The sequence below is a fragment of the Halorussus salilacus genome, assembly GCF_024138125.1.
Lineage (GTDB): Archaea > Halobacteriota > Halobacteria > Halobacteriales > Haladaptataceae > Halorussus > Halorussus salilacus.
Map to the genome: position 1 here is coordinate 2815658 of NZ_CP099993.1, position 18697 is coordinate 2834354.

Sequence of the window (18697 nt, forward strand, 5' to 3'; positions counted from 1 at the left end):
CTCGCGAAGCCGACCGTCGCTTTCGGGCCGACGTTCGTTTCTCCCGAGACGCATGTACCGAGTCATCGGCGTGGCCGCCCTTTGTTATGGGCGCGTTTCCGAGCCCCCCGCGGTCGCGCTCAGCCCCGAACCCGCGCGCTCGCCCCCTCTCGCGGGCGGTCCCGAGCGCGGCCGCGCTCGGGACCGCCCGCGAACCGCGTCGAGTCGCGGTAAACGGAGGCTAACGCCCGGCGTCGCGGGAAGGCGAAAGCGACATCGGGGTGGCGGCCGACGGTCGAACCGATGCCCGAAACCGCGACGCTGATGGACTCGTACACCGAGATGACCGAGCTGCTGCTCCCGAACGACACTAACAACCTCGGGCGAGCGCTCGGGGGCGCGGTCCTCCACTGGATGGACATCTGCGGGGCCATCTCGGCGATGCGCTTCTCGAACCACCAGTGCGTGACCGCCTCGATGGACCACGTCGACTTCATCAGCCCCATCGACCTCGGGGAGGTCGCCATCGTCGAGGCGTTCGTGTTCAACACCGGCCGGACGAGCGTCGACGTGAAGGTCGACGTGCGCGCGGAAGACCCCCGGAAGGGCGACGAGCGCGAGACCACCACCTCCTTCTTCACCTTCGTCGCGCTCGACGAGGAGGGGACGCCCACGCCGGTCCCCGACCTCGACTGCCCGACCGACAACCAGCGGGCGCTCCGGGACGCCGCCCGACGACAGCGCCGCGAACAGCTCGCGGCGGTCGCCGAGAAGATAGACGACGAGTAGCCATCGGGAACGCTTATCGGCGTCGCGAGCGTACCGCTCGGCCATGGGACTCGACGTGTCGGTTCCGGACCCGCCCGAACTCTCGGAGGGCACCGACCTACAGGAGTACGACGACGTGGAGGTGCGGGGCGACACCGACTACCGGCGGTCGGAACTCGAAACGTTCCTGCGCGAGGGCGCGTGGGACCAGGCGTTCGACGAGTGGGCCGAGCACACCGACCTCGACGAGCCGGAGTTCGACATCGCCCGCGAGATGGACCTGTTCCGCGAATTCGACTTCTTCTGGGACGATTTCGCCGACCGCGTGGGGTATCACGCCCCCGGAATCGCCGAGGACTGGAAGGTCACCGAGTACCACCCCGACCTCGACTCGTGGAACACCGTCTCGGGAATCAACGCCGCGATGACCGAACTCGGTCAGGTCGTCTGCGACGTGCTGGAGAGCGACTACATCGACTGGGAGGCCGACTACGAACCGCCCGAGGACCTCCCGGACTTCGAGACGTAGTCGCGGGCCGAATCCGACTCAGCCGTTTTCGGGCACTGCGTTGGTGAGTCCGACGGCCCGGTCTGCCCCGGCGGTGACGACGCACTCCCACGTCGCGTCGGCGACCGGGCGGGCGTCCGTGACCGCGACGGTCCGGTCGGGCACGCGCCGCAGGAGGTCGACGGCCAGCGGCAGCGTCGGGAGACGGTCTTCCCCCCGGTCGAACGCGTACCTGTCGAGCGCGACCCGCCACGACCGTCCGGTCGCGGGGCCGTCTCGCGCGTCGACCCGGTAGTCCTCGACCAGCGCGAGGCGGTCGAACCGGGCGAGCGTGGCTTCGAGCGGGTCGCCGTCGGTCGAGGCCTCTCCGAGGCGGTCGGCGGCCGACCGGAGGACCCGGTGCTGTCGGTCGGGGGCAAGCCGCGCGTCGAGTTCGGCCCCAACGGTCGAGAGCAGGACGAGACAGAGTTCGTCCGGGTCGTCGACCGACTCCGCGGAGTAGAGGTACGCGTCCATCGCGGCGCGCTCGACCTCGGTCTCGCCGAGCGCCGAGAGCGCCTCGAACACAACCGCCGCGACGTCGTGGCAGAAGTCGGTGACGGCCGTCTCCTCCGGGGGCTCGGTCGCCGGGGCGTCGAACTGCCCGCCGCAGGCTCCGGCGAACTCCTCGGAGACCACCAGCGCGTAGCGGGGGAGTCGGGAGTCGTAGCGCCGGAGTTCCGCCCGGTATGCGGCCGCGAGTCCCGCGGCCTCGGCCGCGGTCTCGCGGTCCGGGAACCGCTTTCCGGCGACCGGGACCGGCCGCTCGCCGGTCCGAGCGCAGCTGACGTAGTAGCGTCCGGTGTCGTCGCTGAGGGCCGCGATGCGTTCGCGCACGTCGGAGAGGGTTCCGCCGACCATTTTAGGCTAGCCTAAAATCTCGGTGGATATATAGGTTCGGGGTCGATTTCAGGCTCCCGACTGGTCTACCGCAGACAAACCGTCCCACGAACTCAAGGGGGATGACGTCGAGTGATACCGTATGGCTTCCGAGGGGGAGATAGCGGTCGTTCACTTCACGGGGCGCATCGCGGAGGGCGAAGACGCCGGGGAACCGTTCGACACGTCCGACGTGGACGTGGCGCTCGACGAGGGAATCTACCACGACAACCGCGACTACAGGCCGCTGGAGTTTCGGGTCGGCGGCGGCGAGGTCGTCGACGGTCTCGACGAGGCAGTCCGGGGGATGACGGTCGGCGAGGAGCGGACCGTCCGGGTCGACCCGGACGCGGCGTTCGGCGAGCACGACGACGGGAAGGTGGTCGAGATATCCCGCGACGAACTGGAGGAACGCAGCGATGTGACCGCCGAACAGGGCGAACTCGTCGGGTCCGAGACCGGCGAAACGGGGTGGATAACCGAGGTCGGCGACGACACCGTCACGGTCGATTTCAACCACGAACTCGCAGGCGTCTCGGTCGAGTTCGACGTGAAACTGCTGGACGCCTACGAGGACGAGTGAGCGGAATCCCGAACGAAGAGAACACCAGCGAGAAGAGAAAATCGGTCGGACGACTACGTCGTCGTCGTGGTCTCGGTGAGTTCGTCGGTCTCGGTTTCGGTCTCGTCAGCTTCGGTCGTCTCGTCAGCTTCGGTCGTCCCGTCTTCCGCGGTCGTCTCGGTCTCGTCGGGTTCCTCGGCGGCCGCCTCGACGGTGACGCTCACGCCGTGGGGTTCGTAGGCAGTGGCGCAGTAACCGCCCTGATTCCACGGGAACTCCTCGTCGGTTATCTCGACGAGCTGGTCGTCCGGGTCCGAGATGGTCGCCGGTTGGCTTCGGCCCTCCTCGTCGGTCGCCCGCGAGTAGACCGTGTACTCGCCGGGTTCGGCGTCCCAGACGTATCTGAACTGCCGCCAGGAGTAGGGCGTCTCGACCGGACCGAAGAACTCCGCTTCCTCCCACGAGTCGCCGCCGTCGGTCGACACCTCGACGGTCTCGACTTCGTCGTCGCCCGCCCACGCGACCCCGATCACCTCGACGGTCCCGCCCGGACCGGGACTCACGGTCGCGTCCTGGACCGGATAGCCGATGAGGGATTTGACGATCTGGTCGTAGATGTAGGGGTGGCGTATCTCCTCGGACTGCATCTGATCTTCGATGTCGAACAGGTCGATGGTCTCGAACTGCTCGGCCTCCTCGTCTATCGGCGTGAGCCGATACGAGTACTGTTGCCAGTGGGTGTAGAGGCGCTGGTCGCCCTCCTCCCACTCCTCGCCGTACACCATCATGTCCATGACGTGCATCCGGTTGACCCACTTGACGTTGTTGTTGCCGTACCACCCCGGCACCAACAGCCGGACCGGGAAGCCGTGGTCGCTCGATATCGGACTCCCGTTCATCTCGTAGGCCAGCAGGCAGTCGTCCATCACCTTCTCCATCGGAATCGAGCGAGTGAAGATGTCCTCACCGTCGGGTGCCTCCCCGCCCATCACCGACAGCCACATGTCCGAGTCGGTGTTCGCGCCGTACTCCTCCAGAATCTCGCTGATGGGCGTCCCGGTCCACGCCGTGTTCCCGACCGCGCCGAACGTCCACTGATTGCCCCCGACCTGCGGGTCGAAGTACGACCGGCCGTTGCCCGAACACTGCATCGCGTGGATCACCGTCTCGGTCGAGTAGCCGTGACGAATCTCGTCCATCGACAGTTCGACCTCCTCGTCCACCATCCCGGTCAGCGAAACGGTCCACTCGTCCTCGTCGATGTCGGGCGTCGCGTAGTGGTTGCGTATGTAGTGCTCTTCCCGTGGCGTGATGTAGCTCTGGTAGGTCTCCAGCGACGCGGCCTCGCCGTTCTCGGGGTCTTCCGAGAGGATTCGAAGCCCCGGATACCCCTCCTGGAGGCTCGGCCCGTCGTCCTCCGCCGTGGTGGTCTCCTGTTCGCCCTCGGTCGTGGTCTCGTCCTGTCCCCCGACGTTGCTCGAAAGTATCCCGACGCCCGCGAGTGCGCCGCTCGCCATCAGGAACCGCCGACGGTCGAGATACCGCTGTCGTCGCGTCTGTCCGTTCGTGTCGTCGTCCCCGTTCTCCCCCAACATGCACCTTGTGTAGCGACACCAACCAGTATAAAATCCCGCCTGACGTTGTGAGCGTCCGAACGTACGATTAACGGCGTTGAGCCGGGAACTATTCGGTGACGACGACGGTCCCGACCATCCCTTGGTCGGCGTGGGGCGTACAGACGTAGACGTACGTTCCGGGGACCGTGAAGGTGTGCTCGAACGTCTCGCCGACCTCCATGACCATGAACGACCGACTGCCCTCGTAGGTGGAGAACGGTTCGGCGTCGTCCGGTATCTCTACTTTCGGGTCGGCGTCGGGCTTGGCGCTGACGTTGTGACCTTCGCTCTCGGCGGTCCACCGGACCGTGTCGCCGACCGATATCTCGACCTCCTCCGGGACGAATCGGAGGTACTGCCCGTCCGGGCCCACTGCGACGTCCACGACCTCGCCGTCTCCCTCTGTTTCGGTCTCCGTCTCACCGTCCTCCGTCGGCGTCTCGGTCTCCTCCGTCGTCTCGAACCCCTCGCCGAGTTCGACGTCCCCGACCATCTGCTCGGGATGGTACTCGCATCGGTAGGCCGCCAGCGACTCGCTCGCCTCGAAGACGACCTCGCGGGTCTCGCCGACCTCGCTGGCGCTGTCGGTCCGTTCGAGGGCCTCGCCGTCCTCGTCTTCGAGGCGAAGTTCGTGTTGCTCGCCGTCGAGGTTCATCCAGACCACTCGATACCGCTCGCCATCCCGGAGCGCGAGCGTCGGGTTCTCCTCGCCAGTTATCGCCGCGGGCGCGAGTCCATACCAGCCCGAGGTTCGACCGCCGAGAGCGACGGTCGTCGCGTCGCCGTCCGTCGCTTCCTCGGTCTCGGTCGTGGCCGTTTCGTCTCCCTCGGTCGTCGTGTCCTCCTCTGTCGTCGTCTCCTCGCCCTCTTCGGTGGTCTCCTGCGCGCCAGCGAGCCCACCGACTCCTGCGACGGCACTCGCCGCTCCCATCGCCCGCAGAAACGTTCTTCGCGTCTCGTTTCCCGTCGGTTCCGCGTCGTCGTGTCCCCCCATGACGCGAGTAGTGTCGGTGGTTTCGTCCAAAAGCGTTCGGGTCGGCTACCCGTCGAGGTCGTCCAACTGGACCGTCTCGTCGACGACGAGGGTCGGCCCCTCGTCCATGTCCACGAAGTTCGCGGCGTCGGCCTGAACCTCTTGGCCGATTTCGGACTCGAACGCCTCGCCGATGGCGGCGGTGTCGTCGAAGTAGAGTTCGAGCAGGCCGTCGTAGCCCGCCTTCTCGGGGTCCTTCGGAACCGAGGTGACGTACTTCCGGAGACCGGGCAACTGCTCGGCGAGGTCGGCGTGGTCGCCCGTCCAGTACTCGACGAACTCCTCGTGGGTCAGGCCGTCCTTGCGGACGAGCAGGTCGACCAGTTTGACTGCCATAATTCCACGCTTGACCCGCGTGAACTTCCGTGTGTCGGTCGACGTTTCTGTCGTCGCTCGCACCCGTCGGCGACGCGGTGTCGAGTGCGGTCGTCGCTCGCGCCAGTCGCCGACGCGATTTCGGGTGCGGTCGTCGCTCGCACCGCGAGCGACGACCGCACGGCGATTCCGGCAAGCACTGATGGAGGGGCCTCACTTAAGTACCCGTGCCACCTGTTGGCTAGCGATGACCGAACTGGAACCGCCGACGAGGCGCGAGTGTCAGCGATGCGGTCGCCGAGAGGCGTGGGACGACGACGCGACGAACTGGACGATACGCGACGACGCGCAGACTGGCGAGCCGTTCTGTATCCACGAGTGGGACATCACCGGGACGTACCGTCCGATTCGGGGGTGACCGATTCGGGGGTGACCGATTCGGGGGTGACCGCCCCGGAGGGTGAGGGTCGGCCCGGCGGTCCCAGCCCACGTCCCCCTCCGTCCCGCTCTCCCGCCCCCAGCGAGCGGCCGGACCAATCCCGGCAGTTTTTATTACCGGGGGGCGTAAACCCGTCATAGACCGATAGTTCGCGGGTTCGTGGCTCGGCCACCGCGGGCCCCACCGACGGCCGAAAGACGCCGCGGCGGGGGTTCGACGCCGCGAGCAGGTTTGAATGCGTACGGACGCCGCGCGACGTGGCTCTCACCGAACCACGGCGCGGCTTTGCGTACAACAGGATGAAACTATGGAAATAGAAATTGCAACCATCGGCGGTTACGAAGAAGTCGGACGGCAGTGTACTGCCGTGCGCGCGGGCGACGACGTGGTCATATTCGACATGGGGCTGAACCTCTCGAAGGTCCTCCTCCACGACAACGTCGAGACCGAGAAACTGCACAGCCTCGACCTCATCGACATGGGCGCGATTCCGGACGACCGCGTCATGAGCGACCTCGAAGGCGACGTGCAGGCCATCGTGCCCACGCACGGCCACCTCGACCACATCGGGGCCATCTCGAAGCTGGCCCACCGGTACAACGCGCCGGTCGTCGCCTCGCCGTTCACCATCGAACTGGTGAAACAACAGATTCAGGGCGAGCAGAAGTTCGGCGTCGAGAACGACCTCGTGAAGATGGAGGCTGGCGAGACGATGTCCATCGGCGACTCCGGGCAGGTCGAACTGGAGTTCGTCAACGTGACCCACTCCATCATCGACGCCATCAACCCGGTGCTCCACACGCCCGAGGGGGCCATCGTCTACGGTCTCGACAAGCGGATGGACCACACGCCGGTCATCGGCGACCCCATCGACATGAAGCGGTTCCGCGAGATCGGCCGCGAGGGCGAGGGCGTCCTCTGCTACATCGAGGACTGCACCAACGCGGGCCGGAAGGGCCGCACCCCGAGCGAGGCGGTGGCCCGCCGCCACCTCCAAGACGTGATGACCTCGGTCGAGGACTACGACGGCGGCATCGTGGCGACGACGTTCTCCAGCCACATCGCCCGCGTCAAGAGCCTCGTGGAGTTCGCCAAGGACATCGGGCGCGAACCCGTCCTGCTCGGACGGTCGATGGAGAAGTACTCGGGCACCGCCGAGCGACTCGACTTCGTCGACTTCCCCGAGGACATGGGGATGTTCGGCCACCGCAAGTCCGTGGACCGCACCTTCAAGCGCATCATGAAGGAGGGCAAGGAGGACTACCTCCCCATCGTCACCGGCCACCAGGGCGAACCGCGCGCGATGCTCACCCGGATGGGTCGGGGCGAGACGCCCTACGAACTGGACGACGGCGACAAGGTCATCTTCTCGGCCCGCGTGATTCCGGAGCCGACCAACGAGGGCCAGCGCTACCAGTCCGAGCGCCTCCTGAAGATGCAGGGCGCGCGCATCTACGACGACGTCCACGTCTCGGGCCACCTCCGCGAGGAGGGCCACTACACGATGCTGGACGCGCTCCAGCCCCAGCACGTCATCCCCGCCCACCAGGACATGAAGGGGTTCTCGCCCTACGTGAGCCTGTGCGAGAACCAGGGGTACAAGCTCGGTCGAGACGTGCACGTCACGAGCAACGGCAACCTCATCCAACTCGTCGAATAACATGACAGACGCGAGCGCCGAGACGCTGGAAGAGCGGGTGATGGGAGCGGTCGAACAGCGACGCGAGGTCGTCAACGACGCCATCGTCGAGGACCTCCCCGTCGACGAGCCCGAACGGCTCTACGAGGCCGCGCGGTACCTGCTCGACGCGGGCGGCAAGCGCCTGCGGCCGACCGTGCTGTTGCTCGTTGCCGAGGCGCTCGCGGACGCCGACGCCGACCCCGAGACGACCGACTACCGGGCGTTCCCCGGGCTCGCGGGCAACGACGTCGACGTGATGGCCGCCGCCGTCGCCATCGAGGTCATCCAGTCGTTCACGCTCATCCACGACGACATCATGGACGACGACGACCTCCGGCGGGGGGTCCCGGCGGTCCACCGCGAGTACGACACCTCGACCGCGATTCTGGCGGGCGACACCCTCTACTCCAAGGCGTTCGAGATACTGCTCGACGCCGACGCGCCCGCCGACCGCCTCGTCGGCGCGACCGACGTGCTGGCGACGACCTGCACCAACGTCTGCGAGGGGCAGGCCCTCGACATCGCGTTCGAGGGGCGCGACGACGTGCTCCCCGAGGAGTACCTCGACATGATCGAGCACAAGACCGCCGTGCTGTACGGCGCGTCGGCGACCATCCCGGCCATCCTGCTCGGTGCCGACGACGAGACCGTCGAGCAGCTCTACCGGTACGGCATCGACGTGGGCCGGGCGTTCCAGATTCAGGACGACGTGCTCGACCTCACCGTTCCGAGCGAGAAACTCGGCAAACAGCGCGGGAGCGACCTCGTCGAGAACAAACAGACCATCATCACCCTCCACGCCCGCGAGCGGGGCGTGGACGTGGACTCGCTGGTCGAGACCGACGACGTCGAGGCGGTGACCGAGGCCGAGATCGACGAGGCGGTCGCGGCGCTCGCAGACGCGGGAAGCATCGATTACGCCTCCGAGAAGGCCCGAGAACTGGTCGAGCGAGGGAAGGCGCGTCTCGAAGTCCTGCCCGACAACGAGGCGCGCGACCTGCTCGAAGGTATCGCAGACTACCTCATCGAGCGCGAGTACTGAGTCGCGTCGTCGCTTCGAAGTCGCCAGCGGGGGCGGCTACTCGTCGGTGAACTCCTTGTAGTGGGTGTGTTCGAGGTACTCTTCGAGCGTGGGCTGTCGCCAGTAGCGGACTACCTCGCTCCGGGCGTCGTAGTCCACCACGTCGGCACTGGCGATGGTGGGGAGGTGGTCCTCGCGGAGTTCCTCGGCGATCTCTTCGCGGAGGGACTCCGTGATGGGCACGTCGTCGGCGCGGGCCTCCCACATCGCAACCTCGTCTGCGAGCGTCTCGACTTCTGCGAATCCGTCGTCGGTACCCATCAGGGCGTAGAGTGCGTACCGACGACGTTTCTCCGCGAGGAGGGCGAACAGGGTGTCGAACGAGGGTGTCGTGACTGCGCGTCCGCTCCGGAGGGCGTGTTCGTCAGTCGCCGAACGTACCGGGTCGTTGCTCATGGCGGGTGACCTCCAAGAACTCCTTTCGCCAGAGAGGCCAACAAACCCATGCCTCAATAATTAGGTGCGGCCGCGAGAGAGTGTCACACGGCCAATATCAGCCGTCTAATCAATCGAGGAACGTCCCGACCAGCTTGCGCTGGGCCGCCCGGAGGTGCTGGTGGAGGGTGGGCGACGAGACGCCGAGCGAGTCGGCGACCTCCTCGGCGGTGCTCTCTCGGGGGTACTCGTAGTAGCCCGCGAAGTACGCGGTCTGGAGCGCAGTCTGCTGTTTCTCGGTGAGCTCCCGGTTCAGGGTCTGTCGGAACTCCTTGGCGGTGTGGACCGGGCGACCGACCTCCTGCTTGCTCACGAGCTTCGCGTCGGGGAACGTCAATCGGAGGCTGTCGACGACCGACCTGACGTTCGCGTCCGAGGGCGCTTCGGTGACGTACTCGATGTCGCCGCCATCGATGGTCCCCGACTTGACCACGGTGCCAGCCTTGACGAGCCGGGTGACTCCCGTGTGCGAACAGAGGATTTCGAGCAGGCACTCGTCGGCGTCGTCGGTGACGACGCGGAACTCCTCGACGCCGCTCGCGTCGACGCCGCTCAGCGCGTCCCGAATCGCAGACGCCGACGCGTCCTCGACCGCCACGTATTCGAGCAGGCGGTCCTCGGAGACCTCCACGAACCCTTCGAGGACGAACCGACACTCCAGTTCCGCTGCCGTTCGGGCGAGCGCGGAGTCGGCGTCTCGAACCCGGAACTCCAGCTCGATGGCGGTGTCGGCGAACAGCAGGTTCCGGTTCTTGACCGCGTTGATAGCGAACGCGACCACCTCCGCGAGGGCTTCGAGCGCGCTCTGCTCCCGGTCGCCGAACGGTCGCGAGCACGCGCCGCTGATCCCGAGGACGCCGTAGTTGGTGTTGCCGTAGGTCAGCGGCAGGAGGACCGCCGAGGACATCTCAAGGTCCAGCATGCACTCGCGCTCGTGCTCGGAGAGTCGGGCGTCGGTCGACACGTCCGGGACGACGACCGATTCGCCCGCCTGCACGACGCGCGTGAAGGAGTTTCCCCCCTCCGACCGGGCGCTAGTGGCCTCGACGAGTCGCTCGACGCCCTCGCGGTCGGCTCCCGCGATGACGCTCGGGTCCATGCGCTCGTCTTTGACCCACGGCCCGCCGATCCACGCGAACTGGTAGAACTCCGAGTCGGCCAACCCCTCACAGACGGTGCGCTCGACCTCCTCTCGGGTCCCCGACTCGACCAGCGAGTCGAGGATGCCGTGGATCAGGTCGTTGATGCGGTTGAGCGTCTCCAGTTCGTCCCCGCGGGCGGTCAGTCGTCGCTCGTTCTCCCGGCGGTCGGTCACGTCGCGGGCGACCCAGACGACCGCATCGCGACCGTCGATGTCGCTCCCGAGCGGCGCGGTCCGACCCTCGAACCAGCGTTCGCCCGCGTCGGTGTCGACCCGGTACTCGATGGTCTCGACCCCGCCGGTCGACAGCGTCGTGCGGATGTGTTCGAGGAACCGGTCGGCCATCGACTCCTCGAACGCGTCGTAGAGGGTCTGGCCCACGAGTCGCTCGCGCTCGACCGTTTCGAGGTCGGCGGTGGTCGGCCCCGAGAGCAGTTCGAGGTACCGGCCGTCCTCGTCGATGATGAAGGCGACGTCGGGGAAGGCGTTGGTCAGCTCGCGCATGCGGTCGCCGGTCAGTCCCGAGTCGGCCTCGACGCTGGTGGCGGCGACCGCGCGCCCGACCCGCTTGCGGAGCGACTCGCCGCCCGCGTCCTTGGGGAGGTAGTCGGTCACGCCCTTCCCGAGGGCCTCGCTGGCGACCGCTTCGCTCCCCGAGTCGGTGAACAGGACCACCGGCAGATTGGGGTGGTCGTCGCGGATGGTTTCGAGCAGGTCGATGCCGTCGCCGTCGGGCAGGTCGTACTCGGTGACCACGCAGTCGACGTCGCCGCAGTCGGCGAGTCGCTCCCGCGCGGCGGCGACGGAACCGACGCTGGTGACCGCGACGCCGTGTGAAGCCAGCGACGCGGGCGGTTCCTCGGCGTCGACGTAGACGAGCCGGACGGCCGTCGCGTCTCGATTGGGAGTCACGCTCTGGGAAGCGGTACGTTCGGCTTCACCTAAGCGTCTCGGTTAGCTAGCGCACACGTTCGGCGACCGCGGGGTCGGTCGGACGACCGACCCCGCGGTCGCTCGCGCGTTCGAGCGAATCCGGTTCAGTTTTCCCCCGGACGCTCGAACGACTCCCCAATGAACGACGAACTCCGAGAGCGGATCGAGACGGAGGCAGAGATTCACGCGCTCGTGAACGCGGTCAAACACGACAGCGACGCCGACGTGGGCGCGGTGATGGGGCCGCTGATGGGCGAGAACCCCGACTTCCGCCAGCACGGCGACGAGATTCCGGGCGTCATCGGCCCCGTGGTCTCGCGGGTCAACGGCCTCGACGCCGACGAGCGCCGCGACCGGCTCGCCGAACTCGCGCCCGAGTGGCTGGCGGAGTTAGAGAGCGAGGACGAGGGCGAGGACCATCCCCTGCCGGACCTCCCGAACGCCGAGGAGTACGACGACATCCGGATGCGGTGTGCCCCGAACCCCAACGGCCCGTGGCACATCGGCCACGCCCGAATGCCCGCGGTCATCGGCACCTACGCCGACCGCTACGACGGGGAGTTCATCGTGCGGTTCGACGACACCGACCCCGAGACCAAGCGGCCCATGCTGTGGGCCTACGACGAGATTCTGGAGGAGGTCGAGTACCTCGGCTTCGAGCCCGCCGAGGTGTACCGCGCGAGCGACCGCCTCGACATCTACTACGACCACGCCCGCGACCTCATCGAGAAGGGCGGGGCCTACACCTGCTCGTGTTCGGGCGAGGAGTTCTCCGACCTGAAGAACTCGGCCGAACCCTGCCCCCACCGCGAGAAGGACCCCGAGACGACCATGGCGGAGTTCGAGGCGATGGTCGACGGCGAGCACGAGTCGGGCGAGATGGTCCTCCGGGTCAAGACCGACATCGAGCACAAGAACCCCGCGCTCCGGGACTGGGTCGCGTTCCGCATCATCGACACGCCCCACCCCCGCGAGGAGGCCGAGGAGTTCCGGTGCTGGCCCATGCTCGACTTCCAGTCGGGCGTCGACGACCACCTCACGGGCGTCACCCACATCATCCGGGGCATCGACCTCCAAGATTCGGCCAAGCGCCAGCGCTTCGTCTACGACTACTTCGACTGGGAGTACCCCGAGGTGGTCCACTGGGGCCACGTTCAGGTCGACGAGTACGACGTGAAGATGTCGACCTCGACCATCCGGGAGCTCATCGAGGACGGCGAACTCGACGGCTGGGACGACCCGCGCGCGCCGACCATCCCGAGCGTCCGACGACGCGGGATTCGGGGCGAAGCGCTCGTGAACGCGATGGTCGAACTCGGCACCTCCACGTCCAACGTCGACCTCGCGATGAGTTCGGTGTACGCCAACAACCGCGAACTCGTCGACGACGAGGCCGACCGCTACTTCTTCGTGCGCGAACCCCACGTCGACTTCACGGTCACCGGCGACGCCCCCGACTCGGCGCATCCGCCGGTCCACCCCGACCACGAGGACCGCGGAACGCGCGACATCGACCCGGGCAACCGGGTCCGCATCGAGGAGGCCGACGTTCCGGCAGACGGCGAGCGCGTCTGGCTCAAGGGATTCGGCTGTTTCCGACGTGCCGACGACGAACTCGACTACGTCGGCGACGACATCTCCGCGGTCCGCGAGGAGGGCGTCGACGTGATCCACTGGGTGCCCGCCGACAGCGCCACCCTGACCCAGATGCGCCGCAAGGAGGGCGACGTGGTCGGCTACGCCGAACCCGGCTTCCGAGAGGCCGACCCCGACGAGATGGTCCAGTTCGAGCGCGTCGGCTTCGCCCGCGTGGACCGTCAGGAGGCCGACGACGAGACGGTCGTCTACTTCGCCCACGAGTGAGCGGTCCGAACTCCGAGCGAAACGCATTCCTATTTCCGCTGACGAGTTCGCGACGTGCGACATCGCGCCCTCGTTCTCTGCGTCGCGCTCGCGGCCCTGCTCGTCCTCGCAGGGTGTTCTGCGTTCGCGCCCGTCAGGGGAACCGATTCCGGCCCCGACGACCCGCCGGTCCTCCGGGACCTCGCGGTCCAGAACTACGACAATACCTCCCACACGGTCGAGCTGGTCGTTCTCGACGACGAGGAAGGCGTCGTCCACTGGACGACCCGAGAGATAGAGGGCAAAAGCCGCGACGACACCCGAGGCACCGTGGTCGACGGTGCCATCGTCGACCCGCCGAGCGTCGCCAACTCCACGCGCGAGTACACCGTCCTCGTGCGACTCGACAGCGCATCCGACGGGGTTCGGTATGAGGTACCGCCAGACGGAGCGTCCGACTGCTACAGCCTCGGGGTCCACATCCGCGACGGGAAACTCACGGGACCGATGACCAATCACTGGAACGACGACCACGGCTACTGTTCGGACCCCTGACTCCTCACGGCCACTCGTCCTCGCGCCCCGCCAGCGGTTCGGCGACCACGCCGTCGCGCTGGGCCAGCGCGCGAGCGTGGCCGGGACAGACCGGGCGGTTCTCGGCCCACGGAACATGAAGTCGAACCGCGGCGCGTTCCGAACAACCGTCTTCGGTGCACTCGGTCACGGCCGACCCTACTCCCCGGGTCCTAATCGGTGTACCGCCGTTTCTCGGCCACCGCCGACTCGTCGCCGTAGCGGTCGACCAGCGGCTCGTAGGCGTCGCCGAGCGCCCGCATGCACTGGCCCGCCGAGTGGAACCCGAGTTCGTCGGCGACGCGAGGCCACGGGTGACCCTGCAGGACCTTCCGGACCAGCAGGCGCTCCTCGCGCGCCGAGAGCGGCGGGTCGGCTCCCGCCGACCCGCCGCTCTCGACGAAGTGCTTGAGCGCGACCCGGCGGAACGGCCGGGGCGCGGCGTCGTAGAGGCCCGGTCCGTAGGCGCTGGCGGCGACCGCGCGCCAGTCCCACGGAGAGAGGTCGAGGTCGACCTCGGCGTCGACCGACCGGAGGAGTTCCCGGACCACGTCGGGGTCGGCGTCGCGCAGGGGGTCGGCGAGCATCGACGCGACTCGGGAGGCGAACCACCGGGCGTGGCGGTCGTGGAGGTCCGCTCCCTTCCCGTTCAGGGGGTCGAGCATGAGCGCGGAGTACTCGCCGCTCGTGTCGTTTCTGGTGGTCGAGAGCTGGACCGCGCGGTAGCCGTTCTCGCGCCAGAACCGCAGGAGCTCTGGGGTCGCGCCGTAGCCGACCCCGAGCCAGTCGAGGTCATCGGCGAACTCCCCGCGGACCGCTGCGAGCAGGCGCGAGCCGAGCCCGCTCGACCGGACTGCGTGGTGGACCGCGATGCGCATCACCCGCAGGCCCTCGGGGACGCCCGCCTCCTCGTCGCGGAGCTGGGAGGTCAGCACGTCAGGGAGCATGTTCCCTCGGACGCGCCCGCCCTCGTACATGTGTTCGCGTACGTCCGCGGGGAGGTTGCCCTCGCGGGCCAGTAGCGCCACCGCGACGACGTGGTCACCGCCGGTCGCGGGGCCCTCGCGGACCAGTGCCCGGACCGCGAGGTTGGGCGCGTCCAGCAACCGCGCGAGGTCGTCGGGCTCGGTCCGGTAGTGGGCCAACACGAGCAGCCCGAACGCCTCCCGGAGGAGCGTCTCGTCGGCGAGGAGGTCGTCGGGCGAGAAGTCGCGGTACTCGACCGAATCCGGAGTTGCACCTGCGACGACCCCCTCGACCGGCGGCCGCGCGTCGAGCAGGAGCGCGCGGAACGCCCACGCCTCGACGGGGTCGCCCGCGGCGTACCGGATGGGTTCGTCGAGTCGGGTCTCGACCACCTCGTGGTCGCTCTCTGCGAGTCGGTCGCGGAACCGGACCGCGAAGCCCCTGCCCGCGCCCTCGTAGCCGTGGACGGTCGTGGCGAACGCGACCCGGCGCGCGTCGAGGAAGCGTTCGAGCAGACGGACCGAGAGCGCGGCGGCCTCGTCGACGAAGACCACGTCGGGGTCGCCCGGAAGGTCGGCGGCCGCGGTCGGTTTCTCGAAGCGAACCCGGCCGCCGGTCCCGTCGCACAGACGGATTTCTCGGGGCGGGTCGCCGTCGGTCTCTACCTCGCGGCCGAGCGACTCCAACAGCGCCGCCGCTCGGACGAACACCTCGCGCGAACTCCGATACTCCGGGGCGGTGACCAGCACGTCCCCGCCTTCCGCCGCGAGCGCCCCGGCCGCGATGCCCGCGGCGCTCGACTTCCCCCGGCCGCGGTCGGCCTCCACGACCGCGGCGGTCCCATCCTCGCGCAGGGCTTCGAGGTCCCGGACGACAGCTATCTGGTCGCCCGTGAGACAGGCGTCGTAGGCCGCGTCGGGGAACGCGCGGTCGTCGGGCAGCCGCGGCGCTTCGTCGGCGGTCGAGAGCCGCGGCGCTGGTCGAGTCAGGCCGTCGCGCTCGATGGTCTCCTCGCCCCCCTCGTCCACGCTCACGATGGCGACGCCGGGGTGGGCGCGCAGGGTCCCGACGAACCGCCGCCGGAACCGCCCGGTCACGTCGCCGAGGGTCACGGGCGGCACCGCGAGCGTCTCGTCGAAGTCGGTCCGGCGGTCGGGGAACTCATCGAGCGCGGGCATCAGGATGACGAACAGGCCGCCGCCGTCGGCCGCGCCGACGACTCGCCCCACCGCGTTCGGTCGGAAGTCGGCGTGGCAGTCGAGGACGACGCACTCGCGGGTCGTCCCGAGCAGGCGGTCGGCGCGCTTCGGGCCGACCCGCTCGCAGTCGAGGCTCCCGGTGCCGACGAGGGTGGTGGCCGCGCGCTCGACGCCGCTGGCGTCGAGCGCGCGGTCGGCCGCCCGGTAGCAGGCGTCGCGGTCGCCAGCGAGGACGAGGAGGCGTCGCTCGTCGGTCGCTCGGGCCTCCTCGCGGAGCGCGGCGGCGACCTCGGCGAGGGTCATGTCCGGGGGTTGTTCCGACGCGAGTATGGGCGTTGCGACTCGGGGCGTTGGGACTCGTCGCGTCGAGCGCTCTCTGCTCGCCGGTGAGATGGCTCAGCCGTTTCCGGTTAGTCGGACTGGCGGTCGCGAGGTGGGGGCGGCGGCGTCGCCCGCGGCGCGGGCGACGCCGCCGCCTGTTCGACACTGCCGACTGACTCGCCGACTATCTGCCCCGCAACCGCGCGAAACGTCCACGCCGGATTGGTCTCGGCTTCGGATTTAAACCCTCGCGTCGCTTGGGTCGATTCCGGTGCGTTTCGGGTATTCGATAGATTCCGAAGACCTTTGTCATGTGACTCCCTCGCCCGCGGTATGCCCGGCCCCGTCTATCTCTCCGGCGAGCGCGTCGAGCTCCGAGTCACCGAGCGCGAGGACGTGGAGTTCCTCCAGCGCGCGCGGAGCGACCCGGACCTCCGGACGCCGCTGACGTTCACCGAACCCCGGACCCGCGAGCAGGTCGAAGCGTTCTACGAGAACACGATTTCGGCCGACAACGGCGACGCGAACTTCCTGATCTGTCCGGCGGGAGGCGACGACCCCGTGGGCGAGGCCAACCTCTTTCGGGTCGAGGACGACCACGCCGAGGTGGCCTACTGGCTCCTGCCGGAGGCCCGCGGCGAGGGGTACGCGACCGAGGCCGCCTCGCTACTGGTCGAGTACGCGTTCGAGACCCGGGGTCTCCGGCGCGCGTACGCCCGCGTGGTCGATTTCAACGAGGGGTCCCGAACGCTGTTGGACCGACTCGGCTTCTCCGAGGAGGGACGCCTGCGCGACCACGTCTTCCTCGACGGCGCGTATCGCGACGTGCTGTTCTACGGCCTGCTCCGCGAGGAGTGGGACGAGCGGGACGAGTGGACCGAAGCGTAGCGACGGAGTGGCCCAACTTCCCGTGTCTTGGTTTCGCACGCCCGCGGCGGCATTTGAAAGCGCTTTTAAGGGGTGACGAACAATCCAATTGTACGACCTGCGCGCGGTTGATGATGCTCCTAGCCGCACAGGACTATCCCGGCAGGGGAGCCTGAGCCGACGTGCAGGGAGGTGAACAACCTATGCCAGTGTACGTAAACTTCGACGTCCCAGCCGACCTCCAAGACAGCGCCGTCGAGGCGCTCGAGGTCGCCCGAGACACCGGAACCGTCAAGAAAGGAACCAACGAGACGACCAAGGCGGTCGAGCGCGGCAACGCCGAGCTCGTCTACATCGCCGAGGACGTTCAGCCCGAGGAGATCGTGATGCACCTGCCCGAACTCGCCGACGAGAAGGGCATCCCCTTCGTCTTCGTCGACACGCAGGACGACATCGGTCACGCCGCCGGGCTGGAGGTCGGGAGCGCCGCCGCGGCCATCACCGACTCCGGCGAGGCCGACGACGACGTGGAGGACATCGCCAGCAAGGTCGAGGACCTTCGGTGAACTAAACCATGAGCGCAGAAGAGACCGAAGAAGAAGGCTCCACGCCCGCCGAAGTGATCGAAATCGTCGGCAAGACGGGGATGCACGGCGAGGCCATGCAGGTCAAGTGCCGCATCCGCGAGGGCGAGAACCAGGGCCGCATCATCACGCGGAACTGCCTGGGCCCCGTCCGCGAGGGCGACGTGTTGCAACTGCGCGAGACCGCCCGCGAAGCCGACTCCATCGGAGGCCAATAACATGCCCCAGACCCGAGAGTGTGACTTCTGCGGGTCGGACATCGAGCCCGGCACGGGAACGATGTTCGTCCGCACCGACGGCACGACCATCCACTTCTGCTCCGCGAAGTGCGAGAAGAACGCCGACCTCGGGCGCGAGCCCCGCAACCTCGAATGGACCGAGGAGGGCGGTTCCGGGGACGGCGAACGGATAGAGGAGAGCGAGTGACATGAGCGAGACCGAGCGCACCTTCGTCATGGTCAAGCCCGACGGCGTCCAGCGCGGCCTCATCGGCGAGATCGTCTCCCGCTTCGAGGACCGCGGCCTGAAGCTCGTCGCCGGGAAGTTCATGCAGATCGACGATGAACTGGCCCACGAACACTACGGCGAACACGAGGGCAAGCCCTTCTTCGAGGGGCTCGTGGACTTCATCACGTCCGGCCCCGTCTTCGCCATGGTGTGGGAGGGTCAGGACGCGACCCGACAGGTCCGCACCATGATGGGCGAGACCGACCCCGCCGAGTCCGACCCGGGAACCATCCGGGGCGACTACGGCCTCGACCTCGGTCGGAACGTCATCCACGGTTCGGACCACGAGGACCCGGGCGCGAACGAGCGCGAGATCGACCTGTTCTTCGACGAGGAGGAACTGGTCGACTACGAGCGCATCGACGAGACGTGGCTGTACGAGTGAGATAGCGTCGGCGTTTCGTTTTTTCGCGGCTCTGCTCGACCGGT

21 protein-coding genes are annotated in these 18697 nt (G+C 67.9%); 13 read left to right on the forward strand and 8 right to left on the reverse strand.

Annotated elements, in window-relative coordinates; translation table 11 throughout:
- The first annotated feature begins 282 nt into the window (after nucleotides 1-282).
- Complete coding sequence (locus NGM10_RS14525) at nucleotides 283-768, forward strand: acyl-CoA thioesterase (protein ID WP_253479934.1); 486 nt, start codon at nucleotides 283-285, stop codon at nucleotides 766-768.
- A gap of 43 nt (nucleotides 769-811) precedes the next feature.
- The gene (locus tag NGM10_RS14530) at nucleotides 812-1276 is read left to right on the forward strand and encodes a DUF7992 family protein (RefSeq protein ID WP_253479936.1); all 465 of its coding nucleotides are present in this window, start codon (nucleotides 812-814) and stop codon (nucleotides 1274-1276) included.
- Between the two features lie 18 nt (nucleotides 1277-1294).
- Here the strand turns inward: NGM10_RS14530 and NGM10_RS14535 are convergent, their stop codons facing one another.
- The gene (locus NGM10_RS14535; RefSeq protein ID WP_253479937.1) at nucleotides 1295-2155 is read right to left on the reverse strand and encodes a DUF7551 domain-containing protein; all 861 of its coding nucleotides are present in this window, start codon (nucleotides 2153-2155) and stop codon (nucleotides 1295-1297) included.
- A 121-nt stretch (nucleotides 2156-2276) separates the two neighbouring features.
- Here NGM10_RS14535 and NGM10_RS14540 point away from each other — a divergent pair, with 121 nt between their 5' ends.
- Nucleotides 2277-2756 carry an FKBP-type peptidyl-prolyl cis-trans isomerase gene (locus tag NGM10_RS14540; protein ID WP_253479940.1) on the forward strand — a complete coding sequence of 160 codons (480 nt, stop codon included), beginning with the start codon at nucleotides 2277-2279 and terminating at the stop codon, nucleotides 2754-2756.
- A gap of 53 nt (nucleotides 2757-2809) precedes the next feature.
- Here NGM10_RS14540 and NGM10_RS14545 read toward each other — a convergent pair whose 3' ends face one another.
- The 3 genes from NGM10_RS14545 to NGM10_RS14555 form a co-directional block, all read right to left on the reverse strand.
- A complete protein-coding gene (locus NGM10_RS14545; RefSeq protein ID WP_253479943.1) occupies nucleotides 2810-4330 on the reverse strand; it encodes a sulfite oxidase in 1521 nt (506 codons plus the stop codon).
- A gap of 88 nt (nucleotides 4331-4418) precedes the next feature.
- The gene (locus NGM10_RS14550) at nucleotides 4419-5345 is read right to left on the reverse strand and encodes a plastocyanin/azurin family copper-binding protein (protein WP_253479946.1); all 927 of its coding nucleotides are present in this window, start codon (nucleotides 5343-5345) and stop codon (nucleotides 4419-4421) included.
- A 45-nt stretch (nucleotides 5346-5390) separates the two neighbouring features.
- Entirely contained in the window at nucleotides 5391-5720 is a 330-nt protein-coding gene (locus NGM10_RS14555; RefSeq protein WP_253479948.1) for an EthD family reductase, read from the reverse strand.
- A gap of 226 nt (nucleotides 5721-5946) precedes the next feature.
- On the opposite strand from NGM10_RS14555, the gene NGM10_RS14560 reads away from it, so the two are divergent.
- From NGM10_RS14560 to idsA3, 3 genes are all read left to right on the forward strand, one after another.
- Nucleotides 5947-6117, forward strand: a complete 171-nt coding sequence (locus NGM10_RS14560; protein WP_253479950.1) for an HEWD family protein — start codon at nucleotides 5947-5949, stop codon at nucleotides 6115-6117.
- Between the two features lie 328 nt (nucleotides 6118-6445).
- Nucleotides 6446-7798 carry a ribonuclease J gene (locus NGM10_RS14565; RefSeq protein ID WP_253479952.1) on the forward strand — a complete coding sequence of 451 codons (1353 nt, stop codon included), beginning with the start codon at nucleotides 6446-6448 and terminating at the stop codon, nucleotides 7796-7798.
- Nucleotide 7799: 1 nt separating this feature from the next.
- On the forward strand, nucleotides 7800-8861 hold the full coding sequence (gene idsA3 / locus NGM10_RS14570; RefSeq protein ID WP_253479954.1) for a geranylfarnesyl diphosphate synthase: 1062 nt from the start codon (nucleotides 7800-7802) through the stop codon (nucleotides 8859-8861).
- Nucleotides 8862-8897: 36 nt separating this feature from the next.
- On the opposite strand, the gene NGM10_RS14575 is transcribed toward idsA3, so the two are convergent.
- Nucleotides 8898-9296 (reverse strand): DUF7344 domain-containing protein, encoded by a 399-nt coding sequence (locus NGM10_RS14575; RefSeq protein ID WP_253479956.1) that lies wholly within the window; start codon nucleotides 9294-9296, stop codon nucleotides 8898-8900.
- A gap of 109 nt (nucleotides 9297-9405) precedes the next feature.
- Nucleotides 9406-11388, reverse strand: coding sequence for a bacterio-opsin activator domain-containing protein (locus tag NGM10_RS14580; RefSeq protein ID WP_253479958.1), 1983 nt, complete (start codon nucleotides 11386-11388; stop codon nucleotides 9406-9408).
- A 159-nt stretch (nucleotides 11389-11547) separates the two neighbouring features.
- Here NGM10_RS14580 and NGM10_RS14585 point away from each other — a divergent pair, with 159 nt between their 5' ends.
- Both NGM10_RS14585 and NGM10_RS14590 read left to right on the forward strand, forming a co-directional pair.
- Nucleotides 11548-13272, forward strand: a complete 1725-nt coding sequence (locus NGM10_RS14585) for a glutamate--tRNA ligase (RefSeq protein WP_253479960.1) — start codon at nucleotides 11548-11550, stop codon at nucleotides 13270-13272.
- Nucleotides 13273-13326: 54 nt separating this feature from the next.
- Nucleotides 13327-13806 carry a hypothetical protein gene (locus NGM10_RS14590; protein WP_253479962.1) on the forward strand — a complete coding sequence of 160 codons (480 nt, stop codon included), beginning with the start codon at nucleotides 13327-13329 and terminating at the stop codon, nucleotides 13804-13806.
- A gap of 4 nt (nucleotides 13807-13810) precedes the next feature.
- On the opposite strand, the gene NGM10_RS14595 is transcribed toward NGM10_RS14590, so the two are convergent.
- Both NGM10_RS14595 and tmcA read right to left on the reverse strand, forming a co-directional pair.
- Nucleotides 13811-13975: a DUF8014 family protein gene (locus NGM10_RS14595; RefSeq protein ID WP_253479964.1), complete on the reverse strand. Its 165-nt coding sequence runs from the start codon at nucleotides 13973-13975 to the stop codon at nucleotides 13811-13813.
- A 22-nt stretch (nucleotides 13976-13997) separates the two neighbouring features.
- The gene (tmcA, locus tag NGM10_RS14600; RefSeq protein WP_253479966.1) at nucleotides 13998-16292 is read right to left on the reverse strand and encodes a tRNA(Met) cytidine acetyltransferase TmcA; all 2295 of its coding nucleotides are present in this window, start codon (nucleotides 16290-16292) and stop codon (nucleotides 13998-14000) included.
- A 351-nt stretch (nucleotides 16293-16643) separates the two neighbouring features.
- Here tmcA and NGM10_RS14605 point away from each other — a divergent pair, with 351 nt between their 5' ends.
- The 5 genes from NGM10_RS14605 (at nucleotide 16644) to ndk (ending at nucleotide 18653) form a co-directional block, all read left to right on the forward strand.
- Nucleotides 16644-17198 carry a GNAT family N-acetyltransferase gene (locus NGM10_RS14605; protein WP_253479969.1) on the forward strand — a complete coding sequence of 185 codons (555 nt, stop codon included), beginning with the start codon at nucleotides 16644-16646 and terminating at the stop codon, nucleotides 17196-17198.
- 182 nt (nucleotides 17199-17380) lie between these two features.
- On the forward strand, nucleotides 17381-17743 hold the full coding sequence (gene rpl7ae / locus NGM10_RS14610) for a 50S ribosomal protein L7Ae (protein WP_253479972.1): 363 nt from the start codon (nucleotides 17381-17383) through the stop codon (nucleotides 17741-17743).
- 8 nt (nucleotides 17744-17751) lie between these two features.
- Nucleotides 17752-17979 (forward strand): 30S ribosomal protein S28e, encoded by a 228-nt coding sequence (locus tag NGM10_RS14615; RefSeq protein WP_115796086.1) that lies wholly within the window; start codon nucleotides 17752-17754, stop codon nucleotides 17977-17979.
- Nucleotide 17980: 1 nt separating this feature from the next.
- The gene (locus NGM10_RS14620; protein ID WP_253479974.1) at nucleotides 17981-18187 is read left to right on the forward strand and encodes a 50S ribosomal protein L24e; all 207 of its coding nucleotides are present in this window, start codon (nucleotides 17981-17983) and stop codon (nucleotides 18185-18187) included.
- Between the two features lies 1 nt (nucleotide 18188).
- Entirely contained in the window at nucleotides 18189-18653 is a 465-nt protein-coding gene (gene ndk, locus NGM10_RS14625; RefSeq protein ID WP_253479975.1) for a nucleoside-diphosphate kinase, read from the forward strand.
- Nucleotides 18654-18697 lie beyond the last annotated feature (44 nt).

Bases quoted from the DNA above. Each gene is read 5' to 3' on its own strand.
- NGM10_RS14615 (WP_115796086.1), top strand. From the start codon at position 17,752: ATGAGCGCAGAAGAGACCGAAGAAGAAGGCTCCACGCCCGCCGAAGTG.
- NGM10_RS14525 (WP_253479934.1), top strand. From the start codon at position 283: ATGCCCGAAACCGCGACGCTGATGGACTCGTACACCGAGATGACCGAG.
- NGM10_RS14565 (WP_253479952.1), top strand. From the start codon at position 6,446: ATGGAAATAGAAATTGCAACCATCGGCGGTTACGAAGAAGTCGGACGG.
- NGM10_RS14550 (WP_253479946.1), bottom strand. From the start codon at position 5,345: ATGGGGGGACACGACGACGCGGAACCGACGGGAAACGAGACGCGAAGA.
- NGM10_RS14530 (WP_253479936.1), top strand. From the start codon at position 812: ATGGGACTCGACGTGTCGGTTCCGGACCCGCCCGAACTCTCGGAGGGC.
- NGM10_RS14605 (WP_253479969.1), top strand. From the start codon at position 16,644: ATGCCCGGCCCCGTCTATCTCTCCGGCGAGCGCGTCGAGCTCCGAGTC.
- NGM10_RS14545 (WP_253479943.1), bottom strand. From the start codon at position 4,330: ATGTTGGGGGAGAACGGGGACGACGACACGAACGGACAGACGCGACGA.
- NGM10_RS14620 (WP_253479974.1), top strand. From the start codon at position 17,981: ATGCCCCAGACCCGAGAGTGTGACTTCTGCGGGTCGGACATCGAGCCC.
- NGM10_RS14540 (WP_253479940.1), top strand. From the start codon at position 2,277: ATGGCTTCCGAGGGGGAGATAGCGGTCGTTCACTTCACGGGGCGCATC.
- NGM10_RS14560 (WP_253479950.1), top strand. From the start codon at position 5,947: ATGACCGAACTGGAACCGCCGACGAGGCGCGAGTGTCAGCGATGCGGT.
- ndk (WP_253479975.1), top strand. From the start codon at position 18,189: ATGAGCGAGACCGAGCGCACCTTCGTCATGGTCAAGCCCGACGGCGTC.
- NGM10_RS14555 (WP_253479948.1), bottom strand. From the start codon at position 5,720: ATGGCAGTCAAACTGGTCGACCTGCTCGTCCGCAAGGACGGCCTGACC.
- tmcA (WP_253479966.1), bottom strand. From the start codon at position 16,292: ATGACCCTCGCCGAGGTCGCCGCCGCGCTCCGCGAGGAGGCCCGAGCG.
- NGM10_RS14535 (WP_253479937.1), bottom strand. From the start codon at position 2,155: ATGGTCGGCGGAACCCTCTCCGACGTGCGCGAACGCATCGCGGCCCTC.
- NGM10_RS14575 (WP_253479956.1), bottom strand. From the start codon at position 9,296: ATGAGCAACGACCCGGTACGTTCGGCGACTGACGAACACGCCCTCCGG.
- rpl7ae (WP_253479972.1), top strand. From the start codon at position 17,381: ATGCCAGTGTACGTAAACTTCGACGTCCCAGCCGACCTCCAAGACAGC.
- NGM10_RS14585 (WP_253479960.1), top strand. From the start codon at position 11,548: ATGAACGACGAACTCCGAGAGCGGATCGAGACGGAGGCAGAGATTCAC.
- idsA3 (WP_253479954.1), top strand. From the start codon at position 7,800: ATGACAGACGCGAGCGCCGAGACGCTGGAAGAGCGGGTGATGGGAGCG.